Genomic DNA, 24,617 nt, shown 5'->3' on the forward strand with positions numbered 1-24,617 from the left:
ACTTGCCAATTGAATATAAGATACTAAAAATATTCCAGCTTATTCTTTCTTTCCTATTTAAATACGATTTCGGAGCGCCCGTGTGGCGTATCCGCATCGACACGTCCGCCGGTCGGCTGGCGCTGGAGGTGCGTGACAGCGATTTGCTGCTGGCCTATTTCTATACCCTGGACTGCCAGAGCCATACCCTTCTGAAGCTGGAACTGGCGGAAAAGCATACCTGGTGGCTTGGGTTAGAGGATGCGCGGCAGGGCATGGTCTACCTGCACGGCTACGGCGACCGCAAACTGGGCCAGCACAAAGGTATACGCACGCTGTCGGCCAACACAGGAGAGGAACAGTGGCACCGGCCCGGGCTGACCTTCTACGGAATAGAAGACACAGGGCTGCTGGCCCACGACGCCGCTTTGCCGGAAGAGCCGCTACAGCTGCTGGACCTGCGGACCGGGGAAGTGCTGCAAAAAGGCATCAGTCAAAAAATGGCAGCTGACCGGGTGGAGGCCTATAGCCGGGAGCGTTACAGCCAGGTAGGGTACCCGATTTTGTACCGGGAAGGGGAGGAATACTTTGAGCAGGTGCGCGATTTCTTGGCGCAGCAGCTTGACTGTGAGCCGATAAAGGCGGTGGAGTATGCCGAAACCGACAACGGTCTGGTCATCAGTTACTACGTGGCCAATGAAAAAAATAAGTTAGATAATTTTCTGGCTGTTTTTGATTTAAATGGTTTTTTGCACTTAAATGAGTTACTTGCCGGAGGATTAAATGGCGTTGGTTCAGATACTTTTTTTATCTTTATGCGAAGTTTATACTTCGTCCAGAACCAAATATCTTTGAAGGCATATTCTCTTAATTTTATAGTTACTACTTGAGCTATGATCCGAATTCTATTCATCAGCATTTTATCTGCCCTACTGCTCCCATTTTCCGCCTCAGCCTTTGATACATCGGTGCTGCGCGATTCTGTTGGCGTAGAGCGTAAAAACGGCAAGCTATACCTCCAGCACAGAGTGGAGCCAAAGGAGACGCTGTATGCGCTTTCCAGGAAGTATAACGTGTCCGTAGCCCAGATCGTGGATTCCAACCCCGCCGTGGAGACGACGATTAACATAGGGCAAATCGTGCTGATTCCCCGCAAGGCACCCGCACATAACACAGCATCAGCCACCAAAGCGCCTGCCACCATTCCGGCAACCGGAACGACAGCCGCAGCCGCTGCTGCCAGTAACCGTACGTTCACGGTGAATAACAAAGGAGAGAAAATCCATACGGTGGAGCCTATGCAAACGCTGTACGCGATATCCCGCATGCACGGCGTGAAAGTAGAGGACATCAAACGTTGGAACAACCTGCCAGACAACAACATCAGTGTGGGAGCTGCCCTGATCGTAGGCAAAGGTTTTGAAGCTTCATCCAAGAAGCCGATCTACGTAGCCGAATCGGATGATGAGATAGCCAAGCCAAAAGAGACAGAGACTGCCGTCGCATCAAACACGACAACACTGGGCGGTACAACCCCTAACAATACGCATGTTGTTTTAACACCCTCCGCACCAACGCCAGCCCCGGCTGCAGACCGTGGAGTGAAAGTGGAGGTAGAAGTGGATGATGTTTCTGGCGCCAAGAAGATCATGGAAAGCGGTATGGCTGAGATGATCGATCCGAAGGCCGATACGAACAAGTACCTGGCCCTGCACAAATCGGCCCCGGTTGGCACGATCATGCAAGTAAAGAACACGATGAACGACCAGGTAGTATACGTGCGCGTAATTGGCAAACTGCCAGATACGGGCGCCAACGACAAAGTGGTAGTTCGCCTTTCTAAAAAGGCTTGCCAGAAGTTGGGTGCCGTTGATCAGAAATTCAGAGTAGAACTGTCTTATATGCCCTAATCAGGTATAGGCATCAGCATACAGGGGAAGCCTGGGCACGTAGCCCAGGCTTTTTCTTTTTATGTCTGTTCAGGTTCCCAGAGGAGGGCAATATTTCTTAACTTGCCATTACCCATTAAACGATCCCACCCTATGAAACAGGATATTGCTGCGATCAAAGCCTTGTTGGACAACCGGGTAGCCCAGTATAACCGGCCGGACTTTATACCCAATGACCCGGTTTCAATCCCGCACCGTTTCACCAAAAAGCAGGACATTGAGATCAGTGGATTCTTTGCTTCTATCCTGGCCTGGGGGCAGCGCAAAACCATCATCAACAATTGCCTGAAACTGATGGATCTGATGGATAACGCGCCGTATGATTTCGTTCTGCATCACCAGGAGCAGGACCTTACGCGCTTCCTGGGTTTTAAGCACCGTACTTTCAACGACACCGATCTGCTATACCTGTTGCATTTTTTCAGGTGGTATTACCAGCAGCACGAGAGCCTGGAGACGGCATTCACGGGTGAGCAGCATGAAATAAAGTCGCAAAAAGATCGGCTGACATATTTCCACGACCTCGTCTTTAGCTTGGAGGACGCCCCGCACCGCACCCGCAAGCACATCGCCACACCGGCTCGAAAATCGGCCTGTAAGCGGCTGAATATGTACCTGCGCTGGATGGTGCGACCAGCCGACGGGGGCGTGGACTTTGGCTTGTGGCATACCATAAAGCCTGCCGATCTGGTTTGTCCCTGCGATGTGCACGTGGAGCGTGTCGCTCGCCGCCTGGGCCTCATCACCCGCAAAGGCATGGACTGGCAGACCGCCGAAGAACTGACCGATCACCTCAGAGTTTTCGACCCGTTGGACCCGGTGAAGTACGACTATGCTTTGTTTGGGCTGGGTGTGGAGGAGAAATTTTAAACGGACACAAGACACAAGACCACTGAGGTCGGAAATCACCATGCTGTACCTTCCCACGCCATCCGATAGTTTAACCTGATTGTATACCTTCGCGCATGATGAACCTGTTGCATGAAGCCCTGGATGCACACCTGCAGTCGAACTATAGCCGTACCGGGCCCGGTGCAGCGGTGCTGGTGGCGCTACAGGGGGAAGTGCTGTATGCCCAAGGGATAGGTATAGCCGATCTGTCCACCGGTGAGCCGATTACGCCTCATACAAATTTCAGGCTGGCTTCGGTGAGCAAGCAGTTCACGGCCATGGCGATTCAGTCGCTGGAGCGGCGAGGGCTTCTCGCGTATGAGGATAACTTGCTGGGCTTCTTTCCAGAGTTTGCCCCGGTGGGCGCAAAGATCACCTTACGGTATCTGCTCACCCATACCTCCGGACTGCTGGACTACGAAGCGTTTGTGGAAGAGCAAACGGATTGGCAAATAGGCGATCAGGAAGTTTTGGCCATAGCCGCTGCCCAAACAGCTACTTATTTTTCGCCGGGAGCCCGATATAGGTATAGCAACACAGGGTATGTGCTGTTGGCACTGGTAGTCGAAAAGGTGTCAGGTATGGCCTATGCCGATTTTCTAGGGCAGCAAATTTTTGAGCCGCTGGGCATGCATAACACTACCCTCTATGAACACGGGAAACTTATACCTAACCGGGCCATGGGTTATGCCAGAAATGCCTTAGGACAAATCATAAACTCAGACCAGGGAATCTGTACCGCAACCAAAGGCGATGGTTGTATCTATACCTCCGTAAGTGATTACCTGCACGGTTACCGGGCGCTGAACAAGGCAGGTAGGGCACCTAAGCTGGACGACGCTTCTTTTCCGCTGTCAGGTTATCCAAACGGGTTTTACGGCATGGGTTGGTTCTTTGCAAAGCGCAGGGATGGAGGGCTAGAAATGTACCATACCGGCAACACCAGCGGTTTCAGCAACCTGGTTATCCGTATACCTGACTGTGAAGTGCTGATCGCTTATTTTTCCAATATGGCGGATAACCCGCATCTCCTAACAGATTTTTTGGATGAACTGCATAAATTTCCGTTGCTGCGTCCGGAGTCCAGGCTGGTGCGCGATTTACTCAAACTAACGCGATAAGAAGCAAGATAAAAACCAAGGAGTCAGTTCCTCCGCATGGCAATAAACTGTAGGGTTAAGGTATAAGCTTTTCAAAGCACAGGCTGTTTTCCACGCCAGCATATTGCCCGTAATTGGGAATCACGCTGTAGCCATGCTTCTGATAAAGCCCGATCGCCTCTGGCTGCTTTTTTCCGGTTTCGAGGATGCACCTTTGATAGGCCAGTTCCTTGGCCCATTTTTCCAATTCCGAGAGCACTGAAGTGGCAACGCCTGTGCCTCTGCTTTCAGGGGAAACATACATCCGTTTTACTTCGACTGTTTGTAAATCATACGCTTTGATAGCTCCGCAACCTACCGGTTTCTCTCCTGCATAGGCCACCACTACATGCCTGATCATGTCAATCTTGTTGAACTGGGCATAAAATGAGTGCTCTTCGCCGTCCCGTTCGGCCAAATCCGCGTCAAGGTAGCGCACAAGTTCCACGAAATCAGCATGAGTAGAATCTGTTCTTATTAATTGGATGTTCATAGAAGTAGGTATAAAGTAGGGGCTAGGCTTGTTGAAAATCCGCGTGACGGTCAAGCAGCAGCCTGAGGCCAAACACAGGGAGCTCGCTCTGCATGAAGTCCAGGTCTTCAGAGCGTTTAAACCCCATGCTTTCATACATTTTCCAAGCCGTCTGCATGGCCTTGATGCTATGGATAATCACTTGGGAAAGCCCGCTTTCACGCGCTTTCCGGATACACTCGTTTGTCAGAAGTTTGCCTATACCTTGTCCTCTTGCAGAAGGAGCAACAGCCAGCAACCTGAAGCCGGCTGCATCTTTCTCCTGCGTGGCAGTGCCGCCAGAGCCATAGTATTGCATGTTGCTAAAGTAAACCACTACACCCACTATGTCACCCTCTGCATGAGTCGCTACCAGCAGTTCCGTCCCCGGATAGTGTGTAAACTCACCGATATTATATAGCCTGTTATAGTAGGCAGGTTGCTCTGTTTCCTTTGGAAAGCCGTCCAGTTGGGAGTAGACACTCACCAGCAGTTTACCGATTGCCTCGAATTCGGATGGGTCGGCGTTCCTGATATTGAAGGCTTGTTTAAGCATACCAGTTACTGCACTGCAATTTTCAAAACTACTTTGCGTACATGCTCCTGGGTAATCATGGCGGCGTGGGCATCATCGGGGTAGAAGATCGTGAATGAGCCGGCCGGCACATCAAACCAGTTTCTTGTTTTATCCGGAAAAAAAGCTGCGTCCCGTTCCTCGTTGTACGGATCGTTAGGTGGGCTGCATTGCGCCAGGTCCTTCCAGCCCATGTGATCGGTGCCGGAGATAACATACTGTATGTCGATGTATTTACGGTGCACCTCCAACTTGGCGTCCTGCTCCGGTATACCGGTGCCTTCCGAGATGATGGCAAAGAGATCCTGACCGACGATGGCTTTCTGTCCGATCGGAAGTGCCGTCAGGTCAGCTTCACGCAGAAAATCAAAGGCCTGTTCGAAAAGCGGGTGCAGGCAGGTATAGCGGTTGGCGTTGGCCAGTTTATCGAGTATCATGGGAGTTTGGAAGTTAGAATGGTTAGAAGTTAGAAAGTTATGAGTAACGAGTTGAAATGTGTGAAAAAAACTCATAACTCAAAACTCGAGACTCAGAACTAAACCACAGGTTTTACTTGTTATAAAATGCTAAATTTGCCTTAAATTAAGAGATAACAATTGATCTATCCAGAGAATCTTGAAATAAAAATCGGGTTTGCACAGGTACGCGAAATGCTGCTAGAGCTTTGCCTGAGTCCGCTGGGACGCCATTTTGTAAACCGCATGACTTTTCTGAACCGGCAAGACCTGGTTCAGCGACTTTTACAACAAACCAACGAGTTTAAGCAGCTGCTGGAGTCCGATGCCGAGATTCCACTGCAGCACTACTTCGACGCCACGGCTTATCTGGACAGAGCAGCCATTGAGGGCACCTACCTCGATGTGCAGGCTTTCTTCGAGATCAAGATGTCGCTGCGCACCATCCGCGACTCCCTACAATTTATTTCCAATGCCGAGGAAGGTACTTACGAGGCGCTGAAGGCGCTGGGTGCCAACATCATCGTGGAGCGTTCTTTGATCGCCGCCCTCGACAAAGTGGTGGACGATGCTGGTGCCGTGCGCGACGATGCCACGCCTGAGTTGCAGCGTTTGAAGCGAGACCTGATTTCCCAGCAGGCAATCCTGCGCAAGACGATCAGCTCGATCATGCGGCATGCCAAGAACGAGGGCTGGACACCAGGAGATGCCGAGCCAACCATTCGTGGCGGGCGTCTGGTTATACCTGTTACTGCCGAGCACAAGCGCCGCGTCAAAGGGCTGATACATGATGAGTCGAACACAGGCCAGACAGTATACATTGAGCCGGAATCCATCTTCGAACTCAACAACGACATCAAAGACCTGGATAATGCCTATCACCGGGAGCTTATCCGTATCCTGATCGGGTTGACCAACACGCTGCGTAACTTTATACCTGAGTTGCGTAGGGCCTATCAGTATCTGGGTTTGCTGGACTTTATCCGGGCCAAAGCAGCCTTTGCCCGACGGGTGGAGGCCACCATGCCGAAGCTGCATAAGTATCCGCATATTGCCTGGAAACAAGCCATCCACCCGCTGCTATACCTGTCACACAAACAATTGGGCAAGCCAACAGTGCCTATGGATTTGGAACTTACCCGCGATCAGCGGATTTTGCTTATATCAGGGCCAAACGCTGGTGGTAAATCCGTGAGTTTGAAAACTGTAGGACTTGTGCAGTACATGCTGCAAACCGGTATGCTTATACCTGTGGCCGATGGGTCGGAGGCGGGCATCTTCCACGATATCTTTATCGACATCGGGGATGAGCAGTCTATCGAGAACGACCTGAGTACCTATAGTTCGCACCTCACCAACATGAAGAAATTTGTGACGGTGGCCGATAACAAAAGCCTGGTGCTGATTGATGAGTTTGGTACAGGCACAGAACCCGTGCTGGGTGGTGCCATTGCCGAGGCCGTGCTCCAGAACCTAAACGACAGCAAGGTGTTTGGCGTGATCACGACGCACTACACCAACCTGAAGAACTTTGCAGAGCGCACGCCAGGTATTGTGAACGGGGCCATGCGCTACGATCATAAGCACCTGCAGCCACTCTACCAGCTGGAAATCGGAAAACCGGGCTCGTCCTTCGCCATTGAGATTGCCCGTAAGATCGGTCTGCCGAAGCACATCGTGGACAAAGCCAGCAGCCTGGTGGGCAAGGACAAAATACGCTACGACCGGTTACTGGAGGAGTTGGAGACAGAGAAGCAGGAACTGGAAAAGAAACTGCGCGAAGCCACAACCCTGGAACTGAAGCTGAAGCGCAATGTGAAGGAGTATAACGACTTGAAAAACTTCCTGGAGGAGAGTAAGCAGGATGTGATGCGCGAAGCCAAAGGCAAAGCCAAGCTGTTGTTGAAAGACGCAAACCAAAAAATCGAGTCGACGATACAGCAGATCAAGCAGAGCCAGGCCGAGAAGGAGCAGACCAAAGCTGCCCGGCGCGATCTGGAGACCTTTGCGACGGAAGTTGTGCGCAAAGAAGAGCCGCGCCCAGCTCACAGACGGGTAGCCAGCAATGGAGGACCGCTGAAACCGGGTGATAGCGTGTCGTTGATCGGGCAGGATTCAGTAGGCCAGATTGTGGGTATCAAAGGCAAAACGGCAGAGGTACTCTTTGGCGGGCTGAAAACAATCGTGAAGGTGGACAACCTGGAGCGGGCTGAGGCGCAGACGGCCAAGCAGAAAAAAGCCGAAGCCACAGAAGGCTATACCCGCGGGATGAACATCACACAGCGTATGGCGGACTTTACCGCTACACTGGATATAAGGGGGGAGTATGCCGAAGAAGCCCTGACCAAAGTGATGAACTTTACCGACGAGGCGATTATGCTGGGTATGCCGGAGATCAAGATCATCCATGGCCGTGGAAACGGTGTTCTGCGCCAGGTAGTGCGCGACTACTTATACTCCGTACGGGAAGTGGCTAGCCTGAGCAGCGAAGCCGAGGAAAGGGGAGGTGATGGTGCTACCCTGGCGGTGTTGAAATAAAGGAAATGCCAGCATAAAAAGATACCCGTTTGGGGCGGGTTTTATGCTGGCATTGACTTAATGTGAAAACCTGAACTCAAAAGGCAAACCATCGATTTCCTGCTCATAATACAATTCGGTGGCGTTGAGTTTGTTTATTTTGACGGTGTAGGCCTGGTTAGTGCCTTTGTCGAAAAGGATTTCCTGCTCATTGTTCACGAATTCCCAAGTGCCGACAATCGTGCGGCCAAAGGTTTCCCGGTATTCTCCGTTCTTGTCGAAGCGGGTGCTGAGCTGGCGTACATCGAAATTAGCAGAGTCGCGGAGAAGCTGTGAGATGTCCTGCCCCTGTATATAAACGCTACTGCCGGTCCAGAGGCCAGTGGTCAGGAGGTCGCTCCTAGAGGGCTCCTTGTCTTCATCGTCTTTGTCGCAGCTTGTAAAAACCAAAAGCAAGGCGGCGAAGAGAAAAGGAATAATTCGTTGTGTTTTCATGTGGTTTGCTGTTAAAGGTTCTGCCGGAAAAGCTGTGAGAGGCCATCGGGATGGGTTCTCACAGCTTTTATCTGTTACTACATCATACTGCTGTGCAGTCTTTTCGTTGTTGTAGCGATATAAAATCCCTATTCAGGTAACTGTCATTTATTTGGCGTATCGCTCTTCGTACAATTTCTCGCGATAAGTATACTCCAAGATTAGTGCTTTGTCTGTAAGTTTTGTAATTCGGACGCTTAATTCGTCCGTTTGATTCTTATCGTGGAGTATGTGCTGTTCATTATCTACAAACTCCCAGGTTCCCAGCAAGGCTTTCCGCTCATAGGTGCTTGCATATTTACCATCCTTCTCGTATTTCCACAGTTGCTTTTTGATATCGTAATTTTCCTTTTCGATGAGGAGCTGGGTAACGTCTTCTCCATTTCGGAACATGGATACACCTGTCCAGGTGCCAGCCGTTAACAGGTCGCTTTTTGTTGGAGAGCTTTCTTCTTTGTCTTTATCACAACCAGTGAGTAATACAATGAACACAAAAGTTAACAGAAAACCATAGAATCGTTGTGTATACATGATAAATTAAATTAGTTAAAAAATATATTGAATTATTGCATATACGGACATCTGTAATAAATGTGAATATGATATATATGTTTATTTGAAAAAAAACAGACCCGCCACCGTTAGCTGCTGTAGCTAATCGGTGGCGGGTCTCTTTTGGAAGGTTAATATGCAGGTATAGGGATTGTACCAGCCAGTCCTTATTTTACAAAGTGCACCTCTGCATCATATGTGGTATTACCTTGGGTCACGGTTTTAAACAGGCTCATGTTGCTGCCCGTAAGGGAAATGATTTGCAGATCGCCCAGCAGGTCAAAATAAAGAATGGTTTCGTTTTCCTTGAAAGTCCAGGTACCCGTGGTGTTTTGAGGGACGCCATTTTGGGTATACACTGCCGTGTAAGTGCCGTCTCGGCGAAGTGTCAGGGTAGTGCTTTTTATGTCCAGCAGCATGCTTTTGATTTCAGGTCTGTCTGAAACGTCGAAGCCATTAACCGTAACCCGATCACCTTTCCACTCATGCGCAACAATTAAATCGGTCTTGGTAGGTTCGGTATCTTTATCTTTTTCGCAGGCTGATAGGGTAAGCGAGAACACAGCCATCAGAAGGAGAAAGCTTATTTTAAGTATGTTCATAAGGGTATATATATTTAGAAAATTATACCCTTGTATATCGCTTTAACGCTAATTTAGTTCCTGCTTTTTCGCTAAAATTTAGGAGAGGTTGTCAAAAATTTTGTCTACAGAATATTCACCTCTGGTTGCAGTATGATTCCAAACTTTTCCTGTACTGAATCAATAATATCGTAGGCCAGTTGCAACAATTTTTCACCTTCAGCACCACCATAGTTCACCAGCACCAGCGCCTGGTTTTTGTGCACGCCGTAGTTCCCGATCTCTTTGCCTTTCCAACCGCATTGCTCAATCAGCCAACCGGCCGGTATTTTGACCCTGTCCTCCGATACTGGGTAGGCAGGCATATCCGGGTGCTTTTCTTTGAGCACATCAAACAGCAGTACCGGTATTTCGGGGTTTTTGAAGAAGCTGCCCGCATTCCCGATCTGGGTTGGGTCCGGGAGTTTGCTGCGACGGATATGGCACACGGCGGCGCTCACATCCTGTATAGTGGGCTGCTGCACCCGCATTTCTTCCAGTGTGGTTTTAATGGCACCATAGGCAGTGTTGAGCTGATGCTGCTTGTGCAGTTGGAGTGTGACGGATGTGACAATGAACTGGTCTTTTGCCGCATGCTTGAACACACTTTCGCGGTAACCGAACTGACAGGCGTTTTTATCGAAGGTATGGATGCTGCCCGTTTCCAGGTGCACGGCTTCCAGTTCCACAAATACATCCTTTAGTTCAGTCCCATAGGCCCCGATGTTTTGGAGGGGGGCAGCACCCACGGTTCCAGGTATAAGCGAGAGGTTCTCAACGCCGCCCAGGTTATGCTCCAGGCAGAACTGTACCAGATCATGCCATACCTCACCGCCGCCAGCTTTTACGTAGGCAAACGCATTGTCCTGGCGTAATACCGCTATTCCCTTAATGCCGTTGAGCAACACAATCCCCTCAAAGTTTTTGGTGAACAGCACATTGCTGCCGCCCCCCAGGATAAGTTTCGGCTCATCCTTCACTTCTGGTCTCTGCAACAGCTCCTGCAACTCCTGCACACTGTCAAAACGCGCAAAGTGCCTGGCTTTCACATCTATGCCAAAGGTATTGTAGGGTTTAAGGGAAAAGTCGGTCTCAAATTTCATAAGTGGGTATTTACAGCAAAAATAAGGTTAATTAGTGAAGAGTAAAACCTTAAGTTCTGTGTCTTGGGCTCTGAGTCCCGAGTTTTATTTTAATCAGAACTCACTTCTCATTTCCTTATCTTTGTGGAAGCATTAACGAATTACAATGGCAAAACAAAAACCGAGCGGCAATTTCAACATGGTTGCTACCACGCTCAGCGGACTGGAAGAGGTGCTGGCTGAAGAGCTTCGCGCCCTGGACATGGAGTATATTAAAGTAGGCAACCGTGCCGTAAGTTTCTCCGGAACACTGCGTCAGATGTACGAGGCTAACCTGTGGTGCCGTACCGCCATCCGTATTCTCAAGCCCATCCGCAATTTCAAAGCCCGTGATGAGAAAGACCTGTATGAACAGGTACAGAAAACCAACTGGGCCGAGGTAATGGACCTGTCCCAGACGTTCGCCATTGACGCTGTGGTGAGCCACTCTACCTTTGAGCATTCGCTTTTTGTGGCGCAGCTTACCAAAGACGCCATCGTGGACCAGTTCCGGAAAGCCACCGGTGAGCGCCCTTCCGTGGATCGGGTACGTCCGGACGTGCGCATTAACCTGCATATGCACGAAAACATGGTCACGTTGTCGCTAGACTCCTCCGGGGACTCACTGCACCGCCGCGGTTACCGGTTGCTGACCAACGTTGCCCCGCTCAACGAAGTGCTGGCCGCCGGAATCATTGCCCTGACAGGCTGGGATAAGAAATCGACTTTTGTTGATCCGATGGCCGGTTCCGGCACATTTCTGATCGAGGCTGCCCTGATGGCCCAGAACATTGCACCAGGTATATTCCGGCGCGACCCTTTTGCCTTTGAAAGCTGGAAAGACTATAACAAGGAGCTTTTTGAGATGGTATGGAAAACGGCAGAGATAAAAGAGAAGCGTGAGCCGCAGGCTGAGATCATTGGGTACGACATTGACCCGGATTATGTGCTGGCTGCCCGAAAGAACATCGAGAATGCCGGACTGGGTCATGTGATCAAAATCGGACTGGCTGACTTTTTCGAGACGAAAGCCACAGCGGAGCAGGGAGTAGTGGTGATGAACCCACCCTACAACGAGCGCATTCTGTCTGATGACATTAACCAACTTTACAAGCAAATTGGGGATGCCCTTAAAAACAACTACCAGGGATTCGACGCCTTTGTATTAACGGGTAATCTGGATGCCGCCAAGAACATCGGTCTGCGGGCATCCCGCCGTACGCCCCTCTACAACGGAGCCATCGATTGCCGCCTGCTGAAATACGAACTGTACAGAGGCAGCAGAAGGGGAGAGGGTAAAGAAGAAGCGCAGCAAGATTAGCATGCTGTTGCAGGTATACCTTACAATCTTCTGAGTCAATAAATCAAAAAGAGCACCCTCAGTAGGTGCTCTTTTTGATTTATCAGGTGTAAGATGCCAAAGATGAGATCTTAAAAAAACAATTTCCTGAGTCTAATATCTAGCATCTAGAATCTAACATTAAATTCTTCTGATCTGTGCTCCGAGTGCATTCAGGCGGCCATCGATGTTCTGGTAACCACGGTCGATCTGCTCTACGTTGTCGATGATGCTGGTGCCTTCGGCTGAAAGCGCGGCTATCAACAGGGCTACACCGGCACGGATGTCAGGGGAGGCCATGCGGATACCGCGAAGCGGGATCTGGTTGTTCTGTCCGATCACAGTGGCGCGGTGCGGGTCGCAGAGGATGATCTGCGCGCCCATATCAATGAGTTTGTCCACGAAGAACAGACGGCTCTCAAACATTTTCTGGTGAATGAGAACAGTACCTTTTGCTTGGGTAGCTACCACGAGCGCCACACTCAGCAAGTCAGGCGTCAGGCCCGGCCAGGTATGGTCCGATATGTTCAGGATGCTGCCGTCGATATAGGTGTCTACCTCATAAAGGTCTTGCGCAGGTATAAAGATATCATCGCCTCTGAATTCCATCTTAATGCCCAGTCGCTGGAACGTGTCCGGTATAAGGCCAAGCTCAGGAATCTGGCAGTCTTTGATGGTGATCTCAGAACCCGTCATGGCGGCCAGACCGATGAAAGAGCCGATCTCGATCATATCGGGCAGCATGCGGTGATCCGTACCTCCCAACTGCTCCACACCTTCAATCACCAGCAGGTTAGAGCCGATGCCGCTAATTTTGGCGCCCATACGGTTGAGCATGCGGCAAAGCTGCTGCACATAGGGTTCACAGGCAGCGTTATAAATCGTGGTCGTGCCTTCTGCCAGCACTGCGGCCATCAGGATGTTAGCCGTACCTGTTACGGAGGCCTCGTCCAGGAGCATGTAGGCTCCTTTCATGCGGTCGGCCGTAACGGTATAGAAGCTCTCCTCTGAGTTGTACTCAAACTTTGCTCCCAGCTTTTCGAAACCGATAAAGTGCGTATCCAGGCGGCGGCGACCAATTTTGTCGCCACCCGGCTTCGGCATTTTGGCCTTGCCGAAACGGGCCAGCATCGGACCAACGATCATCACAGAACCCCTGATGGCGCGGCCAAGCTCCACGAAACGATCCGTCTCCAGAAAATCCAGGTCAATATTATCAGCCTGGAAGGTATAGGTATCTGGAGCAATGCGCTCGATGGCAACGCCGAGCTCACGCAGCAGCTCGATGAGTTTGTTCACATCCCGAATATCGGGGATATTGGAAATGGTAACTTTTACGGGGGTCAGCAGGACGGCACAAAGTATCTGCAGTGCCTCGTTCTTGGCACCCTGCGGAATGATCTCACCGCGCAGCTTGTTGCCGCCAATTACTTCAAATGAAGCCATTTATTACTATTTATTTCTTTGGTTGGATGTAGTTCTGGGGTTTTTGCGGCCCCGGTTGTCGCCGCCACGGTTCTGCTGTTGCTGCGGACGATTGCTGCCGCTGTCCTGCTGGCTTCTGCCACCCACGGACTCAAACAGGTTATTGCTCTCGATGTAGCCAAGGTCCAGGTTCAGCTTGCCTTTGGAGATCTGCTGGATATCGCTCAGGATCACGTCGTCTGTTATGCTGTCTTTGTTGTAAGATCGGTACAGCGTCTTCATCAGTTTCCCGATAGAGATAGTAGCCGCTTCGCGTTCCTTGTCATCTTCTAACTCTGTCGCACGCTGAATCAGTAACTCCACGTTTTTGCCATAGTGCTTATACCTTGGCGTGTTAAGCGGGTATTCCATGGGCTGCGGCTTGTCGTTGAGGTACTCCATCGCGCTCAGTTTGTATGGCGCATCCACATCCAGTTTAGAGCCTGACATGACGAACAGGTGGTTCCAGAGTTTCTGCTGAAAGTCCTGGGTGTCGCGAAGCTGCGGGTTGAGCTTGGCCATCAGATTGACCAACAGGTAAGACAGGCGTGTACGCTCTGCTTTGTCATCAATACTCAGTATGTGGTTCACAAGATCCTGTACGTTTCTGCCGTATTCGCGCAGCAACAGGTCTTGCTTAAAGGTGGTACTTGCTTCCATTATTATCGATTACGAATTAAGAATTACGAATTACGAATTAAATATCACGAATTAAAAATTATAGTTGTAAATGGAGACAGATAGGTCCATTGCTAATTCTTAACCCCTAATTCGTAATTACTCATGTATACGCAGCTTGGCAAAGCTGAGCAGGAGCGTTTTTTCACCCACTTCATCGAAGTTGATGATCGCTTTGGTGCTGTTGCCTTGCGTATCCATACGGGCTACTACGCCAAATCCGAATTTAGGGTGCTCTACCTTCATGCCTGCTGCCAAATTGGAGGTATCGCTTGGCTGAAAATCGGCAGGAGCGGTATAGGCTGTGGCCGCCTGCTTGCGCGGCGGTGGCGTTACCAGGCTGCTGATGCTACTCTTGCGTTGCAGCACGCGGTCGAACACGTTGCCCCCGGTGGCCGTGTTCTGCTCGCCATATTTAAAGTTGAGGTACTTCGGGTCAATCTCGTCGAGGAACCGGCTCTTCTCACAGGAGCGCAGGTTGCCCCACTGGTAACGGCTGGTGGCGTAGGTCAGGTATAGCTTTTTTTCGGCACGGGTGATGGCTACATAGAAAAGGCGTCTCTCTTCTTCCAGGTCGGCGCGGGAGTTAAGCATCATCTGGCTCGGGAAGAGGTTCTCTTCCATACCCACAATAAATACGTTCTTGAACTCCAAACCCTTGGCCGAGTGAATGGTCATGAGCGTGACGTACTCGCCGTCCATGTCCGCCTTGGTATCGGCGTCGGTAATCAGGGCGATGTCCTGCAAGAAAGCCGATAGGCTTTTGTCCTCCTTCTCCGGGTCGTCCACATACTCCTTTATACCATTGAGCAATTCCTGTATGTTCTCGTAGCGGGCGAGGCCCTCCACGGTTTTGTCTTGGTACAGGTCATCGACTATACCTGAATGCTTGGCTACATGCTTGGCTACTTCAAAGGCATCGGAGTTATCGGCTATACGGGCAAAATCCTTGATCATAATCGAGAAGTTCTCGATAGCGGTGCCCACCCGGTTACCCAAAAACTGACCGGCGTTCTGTATCACTTCCCACACGCTGTGGTTGGTTTCGTCAGCCGTTACAAAAATCTTCTGCTCGGTCGTCTCGCCTATACCTCGTTTCGGGTAGTTGATCACGCGGCGCAGCGCCTGCTCGTCATTCGGGTTCACCACCAAACGCAGATAAGCGATCAGGTCCTTGATCTCTTTACGCTGGTAGAACGACAGGCCGCCCACAATTTTATACCTTATATTCATGCGGCGCAGGGCCTCTTCCATGGCTCTGGACTGTGCATTGGTGCGGTACAGGATGGCAAAATCGTCGTAAGAGAGGTGGTTGTTCATCTTCTCTTCGAAAATGGTCGTGGCCACCAATTTGCCTTCCTCGTTGTCCGAATTGGCTTTGATCACCTCGATCAGTGGTCCCTGCTCGTTGTCGGTGTATACATCCTTCTTGAGCTGGGCCGAGTTGTTCCTGATCACCGAATTAGCCGCATTCACGATGTTCTTGGTGGAGCGGTAATTCTGCTCCAACTTAAACACCTCCAGTTCTGGGTAGTCACGCTCAAAGTTGAGGATATTCTGGATATCGGCGCCCCGGAAGGCGTAAATGGACTGCGCATCGTCACCAACCACCACAATGTTGCGGTTCTGGGCGGCGAGTTTGCGCGTGATCAGGTACTGGGAGTAGTTTGTGTCCTGGTACTCGTCCACCATCACAAATTTAAAGATGTGCTGGTACTTGTTGAGCGCATCCGGATGGTCGCGGAACAGGACGTTGGTCTGGAACAGCAGGTCGTCAAAGTCCATCGCGCCCGCCTTGAAGCAGCGGTTCGCATACTGTTCATAAATCTTGCCGATCTTGGGGCGCATGGCGGCCTCGTCATCGGCCTGTATTACCGGGTCGTTGAGGTACTGCTTGTGCGAGATCAGTTTGTTCTTGGCTGATGAAATGCGGCCCAGCACGACATTCGGCTTGTAGAGTTTGTCATCTAGGTTCATCTCTTTCACGATGGTGCGAATGAGTGTCTTGGAGTCGTCTGTATCGTAAATCGTGAAGCTTTTCGGATAGCCAATTTTATCGGCCTCCGCACGGAGTATGCGCGAAAACACCGAGTGGAAAGTACCCATCCAGATGTTCTTGGCCTCGTTCCCGATTACTTTTTCGATACGGTGGCGCATCTCTTTGGCCGCCTTGTTGGTAAAGGTCAGGGCCAGTATGTTGAACGGATCAATCCCCAGGCTGATCAGGTGGGCGATCCGGTAAGTAAGTACTCGTGTTTTGCCTGAGCCGGCACCCGCTATGATCATGGCAGGCCCCTCGGTGTGGAGCACGGCCTTGCGTTGCGACTCGTTCAGTAAACTAATATAATCCATTTCGTCTCTTCCGCGTGCGTCTTTAATAATCCATGCAATTTACAAATACTAATCCGTTTTAGGAATGCCCTCGGCACATTTACAGAACCAGATGCGAAGCCACTTGGTTTCTTAGTTAGAATGCGACAGATTTGGCACCCCGTTTGCGATGCATGATGGGCTATACCTAAGGTATGGCTAGAAGCCCTGCGTGCTTAGATAAAAGGCCTATAATCTATATCTTTGTAAAAAATTGACGCGTTAGAAGCAGGCGCTGTATAGAGCCTAACAGGAATATTTGAATTTCCATGACCCTTATACCTACCATGAAGAGACTGTTTTTGATACTGCTGCTGTTACCTGCCAGCCATCTTGCGATGGCCCTGACCGGTACAAACCAACATTATGGCAGTGTGCCTGCCAAGCAGAGCGTCCGAACAGATACTTCCATTAATTCTAAAGCAACAAAACAGGAAACTTTAGAAGTTTATCGCACCGCCAGGCAGGTATGGCGCACCCCGGAAATGCAGGAAGCCGTGGATCTTTATATGGGCCTGCAGTACAAGGAAGCCTATGAAAAGTTTCGTCAGGCCGCTGCCCGGGAGGAAGCCGCTGCCTATTATTTTATGGGACGCATGCACCAATATGGCGAATTGAAAGACTCTGATGCGCTTTCAGACTCGCTTCGTCTTCGCAACCCTGAGACGGTCTATGCGGCAAATCCTGATTCCGCCAGGGCACTTTTTGAATTGGCACTGGAAGGCAACAACCTGTTGGGTAACCTCGGGCTAGCCGAAATGATGACACTGCGTAATGAAGAGGATAAAAAACGCTTCACGCAACTGATGCGCAGTGCTGCCGTGGAGATTAGAGAGATGGCCGTGGCTGGCGATGCTTTCTGCAACAGGATTCTGGGGAGCATGTACTATACCGGTTATGGCGAAATGCAGGATAAAGAATATGCCTTTAACTACATTCAGCGTGCCGCCAACAGGCACGACGTGGTGGCTTATACCTCGTTGGCTAACCTTTACCTGACTGGAGAGGGAGTGGAAGCAAATACCGAAAAGGCTAAATACTGGCTCGAGCGTGGTGTGGCAGCCGGTTCAAAAGAAGCGCTCTATACCTTGGGCCTGCTTTACGAAGAAGGCAACCTGGGAGAGCCCGAGCCGGAGAAAGCCCGTGAACTTTACCACCAGGCTATTGCCAAAGGAAGCGCCAATGCCTTCGAACAACTCAAGTACCTGAGCCAGACGGCAGACCAGAAACTGGTGTTGGCAGCTATAGAGCGAAACCCCGATATTGTGAAGCGTTCTTTGTCCAACGGGGCGAACGTGAACACACTGGCTGTTCCGAATGGCTATGACTTCGATTTCAGACTGCGCACCCCGCTTATGCACGGCATCTTTATTCCGCTGCTGCTCGAAGACTATGGCGTGATCTATAAACCAGATGTGCGACTTCAGGTCGCCAGTGAACTGCTGCGCAAAGGAGCCGATGTGAATGCCACTGATCAGGACGGCAAAACGGCCCTGCATTATGCCATGTCGGGAGCGCGCATCAATACGGAGCTTTTCGAGATAGAGCAAGCCCGCTTACTGGATACCCTTTTCAAGTTCAGAGCCGATCCGAACATTGTGGATAATCTGGGCAACACGCCACTGTTTTACGCCGTGCGTTTCGCTAACGGTACGCACTTGATGGAGATGAACAGGCTGCTGCAGGGAGGGGCTAATCCCAACATCCAGAACCTGGAAGGCAAGACTCCCCTGATGCTGGCTTGTGAGCTGGATGGCGGAAATGAGGTGATCGTGGCCCTGCTCAGTGCCGGTGCCGATCCGGGGCTTCGTGACTACGAGGGCCGGGTTGCCATAGATTTCACGAAGCGTGAAAGTGTGCACAACATTTTGCTCGCCGCCGGGTCAAGAGGGCCGAAGCGGTAATCTAAACTAATTTCTCCGTAACTTTGTCTCTAGTTCATGCTGACAGGTATAGCGCCTGCCAGTACATGTCTTTTTCTTTACCTACATGATCGTTCTTCAGAATACCGTCATCAGCGATGACATCCGTGATAATTTCTTTGTCTGCAATCTTGAGAAGTGCAAAGGCGCCTGCTGCGTAGAAGGGGACCTGGGTGCTCCCCTGGAGGAAGACGAGCTGGTGATTCTGCAGGAGAGCTACGAGCAGATTAAACCCTATATGACGGGTGCCGGTAAGCTGGCCGTGGAAGAACAAGGGCTGTACATTCAGGATTTTGAAGGAGACTACTCTACCCCAACCATTGAAAACCGGGAGTGTGCCTACGCCCTTTATGATGAGAAAGGTATACTCAAATGTGCGATTGAACAGGCCTATTACGACGGTAAGATAAGTTGGAAAAAACCGATCTCCTGTCACCTATACCCGATTCGCATCACTAAATACGACGACTTCGAGGCACTGAACTATGACCGTTGGAGCATTTGTGCCGCGGCCTGCAATTTCGGGGCAGACCTGGGCGTGAAGGTTTACCAATTCCTGAAAGAGCCCCTAATACGGAAGTACGGGGAAGGATGGTATAATGAATTGACACAGATGATCGAGGAGGAGCAACAAGCCGCTACGTCCTAAGTCAAGCTGTCAGAAAATATAAAAAGCCCGGCTTCTCAAGTCGGGCTTTTGCTTTTCAGGTTAGCTGGTTTTAGTCTACTGACCCTGCTGATAGGTATAGACGCCCTTCTGACAGGTATGGACCGTGTGCTATCACTTAAAGATGCCTGCCTCTTCCCACGCTTCCAGCAGCAAAGCAGAGCATTTGTCACCCTGGCCCGCTGCCTGCATGGCCCAATAGATTGCCTGTTCGTAATTGCCAGCCCCTTCATAAGCTACCGCCAGGTTATGGGCTGCTTTTTTGCGATGCTTATACCTGGCATCCTGTGCCATCGGAAGCAAGAGGTCGATCGCCTGCTGCCAGCGGTTGGTGTGGATGTAAGCAGCGGATTCCGACAGAGCCTGTGTACTGTGTACCTGGCGAACCAATAACATGGGCTTCGGGTATAGTCGGTCCCAATAGCTATACCCGGCTTCGACAGCGAGTCTGTTGATAGCAGGCCCGGCTTTTGCGATGGCAGGCCCGATAGCCAGCAGGCCACTAATTGCTGTACGGGAGTCGTAGAAGTCATCGTGCATTAAATCAGCTTGGTCAATAACAGTGCCGGTACTGTCATAGAGTGTCCAGCTCGTCCTGACAAGCAGGTTGTAATTGGCAATCTTGGTGCGGGAACCTTCCTCGTCCTCGTAAGTGTCCACCTGCTTCTTCATCCGGGCATCGAATTGATCTAGTGTCAGAATCAGGTGGGGGCTATACTTGGCAAACAGTCGGCGGACTTCCTCTTGGCCTAGTTGCGCAGTGGCAGAGGAGGGAAGCACAATGGCCGAGTCCGGATTAATCAGCACGAAGGTAGAGTCGTTGTAGACTGCGCCCATGGCACCGCCGGCAGCCTGGTTGGCACCATCCCGGAAAACCTCAATTACACGCTCGTTTTTGTTTGAAGCCTGGCTGGCATCGTACCTGTTCACTACCAGGATTTTCCACTGATTATGCGTTACCTGCACGGCGGGCGGTTGCACGGTTTCCAGAGTGAGCAAAGTTACACAGCTGCTAAGCTGCAGGGCGAGCAGGGAGCAAAGTACAGCACGGATTCTACTTAGTTTCATGCCTTCATCTTAAAATCACAACTAAGATAATAGGAAAGACTTATAATTTAAATCATGAATATTTGACTTGGGGTGTCGCATGAAAACAAAAAGACCGGCCTCTAGAGACCGGTCTTTTTGTTAAGGTATAGCTTTCGCGAAAACGAGACTACAAAGCGTTAAAATCAAAGTTATCCAGGTAGGCCGTTGTGAAGTTGCCTTCCTTGAAGCCTGGATCATCCATCAGTTTCAGGTGGAATGGTACAGTTGTCTTTATACCTTCGATCACAAATTCGCTCAAAGCACGCTTCATCTTCACCAAGGCCTCCTCACGGGTCTGTGCGCTCACAATCAGCTTGGCGATCATAGAGTCGTAGTTCGACGGGATGGTATAGCCAGAGTATACGTGAGAGTCTACACGAACCCCGTGGCCACCCGGCACGTGCAGGTTGGTGATTTTGCCTGGCGAAGGGCGGAAGTTGTTCTTTGGATCCTCGGCGTTGATGCGGCACTCAATGGCGTGCATCTTCGGGTAGTAGTTCTTTCCTGTAATCTTCTCACCAGCTGCTACCTTGATCTGCTCTTTGATCAGGTCGTAATCAATTACTTCCTCGGTAATAGGGTGCTCTACCTGGATACGGGTGTTCATCTCCATGAAGTAGAACTCGCGGTGCTTGTCCACTAGGAACTCAATCGTACCCACGCCTTCGTAGTTGATGGCCTTGGCACCTTTGATAGCAGCCTTGCCCATGCGGTCGCGCAGGTCGTCGGTAATGAACGGGGAAGGGGTTTCCTCCACCAGTTTCTGATGGCGACGCTGGATTGAACAGTCACGCTCCGACAGGTGTGCCACTTGTCCGTGCTGGTCACCGATGAGTTGGATCTCGATGTGACGTGGCTCCTCGATGAATTTCTCCAGGTATAGACCGTCGTTGCCAAAAGCGGCCTTCGATTCGGTACGGGCATCGTTCCAGGCTTTCTCGAACTCGTCTTCGTGCTTGATGATACGCATACCGCGGCCACCACCACCGGCAGTAGCCTTGATGATCACCGGATACTTGATCTTTTTAGCCAGTTTTATACCTTCTTCCAAAGATTTAAGCAAACCGTCAGATCCAGGAATAGTCGGTACACCGGCTTTCTTCATGGTATCTTTGGCAGAGGCTTTATCGCCCATGGCATTGATCATCTCTGGTGTGGCACCGATAAACTTGATGTTGTGCTCGGCGCAGATACGGGAGAACTCAGCGTTCTCGGAAAGGAACCCGTAACCCGGGTGGATCGCATCGGCGTTGGTGATCTCGGCAGCCGAGATCAGGTTTGGCATGTTCAGGTAAGACTGGGCACTTGGAGGCGGGCCTATGCAAACGGCCTCGTCAGCGAAGCGCACATGTAGGCTTTCTTTGTCGGCAGTAGAGTATACGGCTACCGTTTTAATGCCCATCTCCTTACAGGTACGGATGATGCGCAGGGCAATCTCGCCTCTGTTGGCGATTAGTATTTTCTTAAACATAGGTACAGATTTGGAGATTTGAAGATTTGGAGATTTGAAAATTATACATGAAAATGGAGATCACCTAAGCCATCTCCATCTTCAAATTTTCTCATTTTCAAACTTTCAAATTGAAATGAATTAGCTAGGATCTACCAGGAACAGTGGCTGATCGTACTCAACAGGCGTGGCGTTGTCTACCAGTACCTTCACGATCTTGCCTGACACCTCAGACTCAATCTCATTGAAGAGTTTCATTGCCTCGATGATACAGATCACCTGGCCCTTTTTCACCTCATCACCCACATTGACAAATGATGGTTTGTCTGGGCTGGAAGAGCGGTAGAACGTACCGATCATAGGCGCTTTGATGGCAATGTACTTGCTGTCGTCGCTGGCAGGTGCTGGTGCCGGAGCGGCAGGAGCAGCAGGTGCCGGTTGTGGTGCAGCGGCCGGGGCCGGCGCTGCAGCGTGCATCGCTGGGGCAGAGGCAGCCTCTTTAACGTAGGTTACCTGCTGGTCCGGATCACGTTTTACGGAGATCTTAAACTCCTCTGTCTCGATGTTTACTTTATTCAAGCCGGATTTGGCGATAAAGTCAATAAGGTCCTGGATTTCTTTGGCTTTCATATAGTTATTTTACTCTCTCTGCGTAAGAATAAGTACGTGTATCTACTTTTATTTTTTCGTCCTGCCCGATAAAAAGAGGCACCTGTATGGTCGCGCCCGTCTCTACGATAGCCGGTTTAGAAGCGTTAGTGGCTGTGTCGCCTTTCAAACCTGGCTCGGTATAAGTAATCGTAAGCTCCACAAAAGGAGGGATCTCGCAGGTAAGCGGGGTTTCCGTTTCCGCATGGAAAAGGATTGTTACTTCCTGTCCCTCTTTCATCAGGTCGGCAAAAGGTACCATCTTCTCATCCAAAGCAACCTGCTCAAAAGTATTCATATCCATGAAGTTATACCCCATGTCATCTTTGTATATAAACTGATGCGGACGCTGCTCCACGCGCGCGGTCGTAATCTTGTGACCAGCTGAGAAGGTATTGTCGATTACTTTTCCTGTTTTGATGTTGCGGAGTTTCGTTCTAACGAAAGCCGGTCCTTTGCCTGGTTTAACATGCTGGAATTCAATAACAACATAGAGGTCGTTGTTGTATTCCATGCACAGACCGTTTCTGATGTCAGCTGTGGTTGCCATAATATGGTGTGGTTACGCTTAATATTAAATTCAAACGATAAAAGTATAGCGCAAATCGCTGTCTTGCAAACAAAGTTAGCTAATCTGATGAAAAAGTGGTCAAAAAAAGAGTAATCGTTTTGGGTGGAAGCCTCCGGATAAACGTTCTGAATACCGAATGTGGCGGATTTTTGGCGTAATGTGCGATTTAATGCATAACTTGCATGTTGTTAAAATTAAAGCTAGATAAACTTCCTTCGCCAGTTTTTCCGTAAGGGAGTTAGTTGTAGTTCCCGGTGCTCCTATGCCGGGGAGTTTTTTTTGAATTAAAGCATGCATTTATGGATTTTAAGCAGGTATTTGAACATGTTCCGGAAGCCTTGGTGCTAATTTCACCAGACATGAAAATTCTTGGGGCATCCAATGTCTATCTTGAGACAACCATGCGTAGCAGAGAAGACCTTTTGGGTAAACATTTTCTTCTCGAAGCCTTTCCGGAGCCCACTGTATCATACGAGGACAACCCCGTTCGCATCTCCATAGAAAAAGCAATACAGACCAAAAAGAAGGAGTGGCTGGATGTACTTCGCTATGATATCGCACGGCCAGACGGAACAGGATATGATGTCCGCTTCTGGGAAGCATCGCACACGCCGGTAATGGACGCCCAGGGAGAAGTGCTCTACGTGATTCAGGAAACCAAAGACGTGACCGAAAGGGAGAATGCTAAGCGAGCCTTGCAAGAGAGTGAGCATAAGTTCAGGTTCATGGCCGACTCCATGCCGCAGCTGATCGACGCGAATAACGTGGATGGAGAATCCAACTATTTTAGCAAGCAGTGGGAAAACTACACTGGTATACCGGTGCAGCAACTGATGCAGGGCAGATGGAAAGAAGCGATACACCCTGACGATTTGATCGCTGCGGAAACCTTATGGCAACAAGCCCTGCATAACGGGGAGGCCTGTCAACTGGAGATCCGCATTCGAGACAAGGACGGTGACTATCGTTGGTTCCTCAACCGCTATCTGCCCATGCAGGATGAAGCCGGCAAAATCATAATGTGGATCGGAAGTTGCAACGACATCCACGACATGAAGAATATGGTGGAAGAGCTGTTGGCTTCGAATGAGCAAATGTCGGAACTCTCGGATCAGGTGCAGCTTGCTTACCGCAAAGCCGAGAATGAGCGCCTCACGATTGAGCGGCTGTTCATGCAGGCACCGGCCTTCTTTTGTATCCTGAAAGGTCCTCAGCACCGCTACGAACTTATAAACGAGAAGTATCAGGCGCTGTTCCCTCATCTGGATCTGATTGGCAGGACTGTGGCGGAAGCTTTGCCAGAGGTGGCCGAACAGGGTTTCGTGGATTTGCTCGACAAGGTATACAACACCGGAGAAAGTTTCCTGGCGGAAGACATCACGGTAAAAATAGCCAATGCGGAAGGTATACTGGAGGATAAGCACGTCACATTTATCTACCAGGCACATTACGATGAGCAAGATCAGATTGTCGGAATACTGGTGTTTGGCTATGATGTGTCAGACAAGTTTGCCCTGAAGCAGAAATTAGAGCAATTGAGCTCAGCAGAGTAAAGCATAATAGAGACAGGAGGGAAG

Annotated in this window: 23 protein-coding genes; 9 read left to right on the plus strand and 14 right to left on the minus strand. The window is 50.3% G+C overall.

Going from position 1 to position 24,617, the window contains the following annotated elements; genetic code table 11:
- Positions 1–2: 2 nt before the first annotated feature.
- From H9Q13_RS01415 to H9Q13_RS01430, 4 genes are all read left to right on the plus strand, one after another.
- Positions 3–869 carry a DUF4905 domain-containing protein gene (locus H9Q13_RS01415; protein WP_224743998.1) on the plus strand — a complete coding sequence of 289 codons (867 nt, stop codon included), beginning with the start codon at positions 3–5 and terminating at the stop codon, positions 867–869.
- Between the two features lie 3 nt (positions 870–872).
- A complete protein-coding gene (locus H9Q13_RS01420) occupies positions 873–1,889 on the plus strand; it encodes a septal ring lytic transglycosylase RlpA family protein (protein ID WP_224743999.1) in 1,017 nt (338 codons plus the stop codon).
- Between the two features lie 132 nt (positions 1,890–2,021).
- Entirely contained in the window at positions 2,022–2,798 is a 777-nt protein-coding gene (locus tag H9Q13_RS01425; RefSeq protein ID WP_191181972.1) for a TIGR02757 family protein, read from the plus strand.
- A 95-nt stretch (positions 2,799–2,893) separates the two neighbouring features.
- Positions 2,894–3,940, plus strand: a complete 1,047-nt coding sequence (locus tag H9Q13_RS01430; protein WP_224744000.1) for a serine hydrolase domain-containing protein — start codon at positions 2,894–2,896, stop codon at positions 3,938–3,940.
- A gap of 55 nt (positions 3,941–3,995) precedes the next feature.
- On the opposite strand, the gene H9Q13_RS01435 is transcribed toward H9Q13_RS01430, so the two are convergent.
- The 3 genes from H9Q13_RS01435 to H9Q13_RS01445 are packed head-to-tail and all read right to left on the minus strand — an operon-like array spanning position 3,996 to position 5,480.
- Positions 3,996–4,451 carry a GNAT family N-acetyltransferase gene (locus H9Q13_RS01435; protein ID WP_191181973.1) on the minus strand — a complete coding sequence of 152 codons (456 nt, stop codon included), beginning with the start codon at positions 4,449–4,451 and terminating at the stop codon, positions 3,996–3,998.
- Between the two features lie 22 nt (positions 4,452–4,473).
- Positions 4,474–5,025: a GNAT family N-acetyltransferase gene (locus H9Q13_RS01440; protein WP_191181974.1), complete on the minus strand. Its 552-nt coding sequence runs from the start codon at positions 5,023–5,025 to the stop codon at positions 4,474–4,476.
- Between the two features lie 5 nt (positions 5,026–5,030).
- Positions 5,031–5,480 carry a YhcH/YjgK/YiaL family protein gene (locus H9Q13_RS01445; protein ID WP_191181975.1) on the minus strand — a complete coding sequence of 150 codons (450 nt, stop codon included), beginning with the start codon at positions 5,478–5,480 and terminating at the stop codon, positions 5,031–5,033.
- A 159-nt stretch (positions 5,481–5,639) separates the two neighbouring features.
- Here H9Q13_RS01445 and H9Q13_RS01450 point away from each other — a divergent pair, with 159 nt between their 5' ends.
- A complete protein-coding gene (locus H9Q13_RS01450) occupies positions 5,640–8,036 on the plus strand; it encodes an endonuclease MutS2 (RefSeq protein WP_191181976.1) in 2,397 nt (798 codons plus the stop codon).
- 57 nt (positions 8,037–8,093) lie between these two features.
- Here the strand turns inward: H9Q13_RS01450 and H9Q13_RS01455 are convergent, their stop codons facing one another.
- The 4 genes from H9Q13_RS01455 to murB all read right to left on the minus strand — a co-directional run bounded on the left by H9Q13_RS01455 (position 8,094) and on the right by murB (position 10,824).
- Entirely contained in the window at positions 8,094–8,510 is a 417-nt protein-coding gene (locus tag H9Q13_RS01455) for a hypothetical protein (protein WP_191181977.1), read from the minus strand.
- A gap of 147 nt (positions 8,511–8,657) precedes the next feature.
- Complete coding sequence (locus H9Q13_RS01460) at positions 8,658–9,080, minus strand: hypothetical protein (RefSeq protein ID WP_191181978.1); 423 nt, start codon at positions 9,078–9,080, stop codon at positions 8,658–8,660.
- 188 nt (positions 9,081–9,268) lie between these two features.
- Complete coding sequence (locus H9Q13_RS01465) at positions 9,269–9,703, minus strand: lipocalin family protein (RefSeq protein ID WP_191181979.1); 435 nt, start codon at positions 9,701–9,703, stop codon at positions 9,269–9,271.
- Positions 9,704–9,807: 104 nt separating this feature from the next.
- Positions 9,808–10,824, minus strand: a complete 1,017-nt coding sequence (gene murB / locus H9Q13_RS01470) for a UDP-N-acetylmuramate dehydrogenase (protein WP_191181980.1) — start codon at positions 10,822–10,824, stop codon at positions 9,808–9,810.
- A 145-nt stretch (positions 10,825–10,969) separates the two neighbouring features.
- On the opposite strand from murB, the gene H9Q13_RS01475 reads away from it, so the two are divergent.
- Positions 10,970–12,163 (plus strand): THUMP domain-containing class I SAM-dependent RNA methyltransferase, encoded by a 1,194-nt coding sequence (locus tag H9Q13_RS01475; protein WP_191181981.1) that lies wholly within the window; start codon positions 10,970–10,972, stop codon positions 12,161–12,163.
- A 159-nt stretch (positions 12,164–12,322) separates the two neighbouring features.
- Here H9Q13_RS01475 and murA read toward each other — a convergent pair whose 3' ends face one another.
- The 3 genes from murA to H9Q13_RS01490 form a co-directional block, all read right to left on the minus strand.
- Entirely contained in the window at positions 12,323–13,627 is a 1,305-nt protein-coding gene (gene murA / locus H9Q13_RS01480; RefSeq protein WP_191181982.1) for a UDP-N-acetylglucosamine 1-carboxyvinyltransferase, read from the minus strand.
- Between the two features lie 6 nt (positions 13,628–13,633).
- A complete protein-coding gene (locus H9Q13_RS01485) occupies positions 13,634–14,305 on the minus strand; it encodes a DUF4290 domain-containing protein (RefSeq protein WP_191181983.1) in 672 nt (223 codons plus the stop codon).
- 117 nt (positions 14,306–14,422) lie between these two features.
- Positions 14,423–16,675 (minus strand): ATP-dependent helicase, encoded by a 2,253-nt coding sequence (locus tag H9Q13_RS01490; RefSeq protein ID WP_191181984.1) that lies wholly within the window; start codon positions 16,673–16,675, stop codon positions 14,423–14,425.
- Between the two features lie 305 nt (positions 16,676–16,980).
- Between H9Q13_RS01490 and H9Q13_RS01495 the strand changes: the two genes are divergently transcribed.
- Positions 16,981–18,597, plus strand: coding sequence for an ankyrin repeat domain-containing protein (locus H9Q13_RS01495; RefSeq protein ID WP_191181985.1), 1,617 nt, complete (start codon positions 16,981–16,983; stop codon positions 18,595–18,597).
- A gap of 85 nt (positions 18,598–18,682) precedes the next feature.
- Positions 18,683–19,264: a DUF3109 family protein gene (locus tag H9Q13_RS01500; protein WP_191181986.1), complete on the plus strand. Its 582-nt coding sequence runs from the start codon at positions 18,683–18,685 to the stop codon at positions 19,262–19,264.
- Positions 19,265–19,396: 132 nt separating this feature from the next.
- Here H9Q13_RS01500 and H9Q13_RS01505 read toward each other — a convergent pair whose 3' ends face one another.
- The 4 genes from H9Q13_RS01505 to efp form a co-directional block, all read right to left on the minus strand.
- Positions 19,397–20,350, minus strand: coding sequence for a DUF6340 family protein (locus tag H9Q13_RS01505; RefSeq protein ID WP_191181987.1), 954 nt, complete (start codon positions 20,348–20,350; stop codon positions 19,397–19,399).
- A gap of 148 nt (positions 20,351–20,498) precedes the next feature.
- Entirely contained in the window at positions 20,499–21,842 is a 1,344-nt protein-coding gene (gene accC, locus H9Q13_RS01510) for an acetyl-CoA carboxylase biotin carboxylase subunit (RefSeq protein WP_191181988.1), read from the minus strand.
- Positions 21,843–21,962: 120 nt separating this feature from the next.
- A complete protein-coding gene (gene accB, locus H9Q13_RS01515; protein WP_191181989.1) occupies positions 21,963–22,451 on the minus strand; it encodes an acetyl-CoA carboxylase biotin carboxyl carrier protein in 489 nt (162 codons plus the stop codon).
- 4 nt (positions 22,452–22,455) lie between these two features.
- Positions 22,456–23,019 (minus strand): elongation factor P, encoded by a 564-nt coding sequence (gene efp / locus H9Q13_RS01520; RefSeq protein ID WP_191181990.1) that lies wholly within the window; start codon positions 23,017–23,019, stop codon positions 22,456–22,458.
- Positions 23,020–23,339: 320 nt separating this feature from the next.
- Between efp and H9Q13_RS01525 the strand changes: the two genes are divergently transcribed.
- Positions 23,340–24,593 carry a PAS domain-containing protein gene (locus H9Q13_RS01525; protein WP_191181991.1) on the plus strand — a complete coding sequence of 418 codons (1,254 nt, stop codon included), beginning with the start codon at positions 23,340–23,342 and terminating at the stop codon, positions 24,591–24,593.
- Positions 24,594–24,617: the final 24 nt, after the last annotated feature.

It is taken from the genome of Pontibacter aquaedesilientis, from assembly GCF_014773225.1.
In the GTDB taxonomy this organism is placed as follows: domain Bacteria; phylum Bacteroidota; class Bacteroidia; order Cytophagales; family Hymenobacteraceae; genus Pontibacter; species Pontibacter aquaedesilientis.

What these genes read in the sequence shown, in the direction of transcription:
- H9Q13_RS01420 (WP_224743999.1), top strand. Translation starts at nt 873, where the DNA reads ATGATCCGAATTCTATTCATCAGCATTTTATCTGCCCTACTGCTCCCA.
- H9Q13_RS01425 (WP_191181972.1), top strand. Translation starts at nt 2,022, where the DNA reads ATGAAACAGGATATTGCTGCGATCAAAGCCTTGTTGGACAACCGGGTA.
- H9Q13_RS01430 (WP_224744000.1), top strand. Translation starts at nt 2,894, where the DNA reads ATGATGAACCTGTTGCATGAAGCCCTGGATGCACACCTGCAGTCGAAC.
- H9Q13_RS01435 (WP_191181973.1), bottom strand. Translation starts at nt 4,451, where the DNA reads ATGAACATCCAATTAATAAGAACAGATTCTACTCATGCTGATTTCGTG.
- H9Q13_RS01440 (WP_191181974.1), bottom strand. Translation starts at nt 5,025, where the DNA reads ATGCTTAAACAAGCCTTCAATATCAGGAACGCCGACCCATCCGAATTC.
- H9Q13_RS01445 (WP_191181975.1), bottom strand. Translation starts at nt 5,480, where the DNA reads ATGATACTCGATAAACTGGCCAACGCCAACCGCTATACCTGCCTGCAC.
- H9Q13_RS01455 (WP_191181977.1), bottom strand. Translation starts at nt 8,510, where the DNA reads ATGAAAACACAACGAATTATTCCTTTTCTCTTCGCCGCCTTGCTTTTG.
- H9Q13_RS01460 (WP_191181978.1), bottom strand. Translation starts at nt 9,080, where the DNA reads ATGTATACACAACGATTCTATGGTTTTCTGTTAACTTTTGTGTTCATT.
- H9Q13_RS01465 (WP_191181979.1), bottom strand. Translation starts at nt 9,703, where the DNA reads ATGAACATACTTAAAATAAGCTTTCTCCTTCTGATGGCTGTGTTCTCG.
- murB (WP_191181980.1), bottom strand. Translation starts at nt 10,824, where the DNA reads ATGAAATTTGAGACCGACTTTTCCCTTAAACCCTACAATACCTTTGGC.
- H9Q13_RS01475 (WP_191181981.1), top strand. Translation starts at nt 10,970, where the DNA reads ATGGCAAAACAAAAACCGAGCGGCAATTTCAACATGGTTGCTACCACG.
- murA (WP_191181982.1), bottom strand. Translation starts at nt 13,627, where the DNA reads ATGGCTTCATTTGAAGTAATTGGCGGCAACAAGCTGCGCGGTGAGATC.
- H9Q13_RS01485 (WP_191181983.1), bottom strand. Translation starts at nt 14,305, where the DNA reads ATGGAAGCAAGTACCACCTTTAAGCAAGACCTGTTGCTGCGCGAATAC.
- H9Q13_RS01490 (WP_191181984.1), bottom strand. Translation starts at nt 16,675, where the DNA reads ATGGATTATATTAGTTTACTGAACGAGTCGCAACGCAAGGCCGTGCTC.
- H9Q13_RS01495 (WP_191181985.1), top strand. Translation starts at nt 16,981, where the DNA reads ATGAAGAGACTGTTTTTGATACTGCTGCTGTTACCTGCCAGCCATCTT.
- H9Q13_RS01500 (WP_191181986.1), top strand. Translation starts at nt 18,683, where the DNA reads ATGATCGTTCTTCAGAATACCGTCATCAGCGATGACATCCGTGATAAT.
- H9Q13_RS01505 (WP_191181987.1), bottom strand. Translation starts at nt 20,350, where the DNA reads ATGAAACTAAGTAGAATCCGTGCTGTACTTTGCTCCCTGCTCGCCCTG.
- accC (WP_191181988.1), bottom strand. Translation starts at nt 21,842, where the DNA reads ATGTTTAAGAAAATACTAATCGCCAACAGAGGCGAGATTGCCCTGCGC.
- accB (WP_191181989.1), bottom strand. Translation starts at nt 22,451, where the DNA reads ATGAAAGCCAAAGAAATCCAGGACCTTATTGACTTTATCGCCAAATCC.
- efp (WP_191181990.1), bottom strand. Translation starts at nt 23,019, where the DNA reads ATGGCAACCACAGCTGACATCAGAAACGGTCTGTGCATGGAATACAAC.
- H9Q13_RS01525 (WP_191181991.1), top strand. Translation starts at nt 23,340, where the DNA reads ATGGATTTTAAGCAGGTATTTGAACATGTTCCGGAAGCCTTGGTGCTA.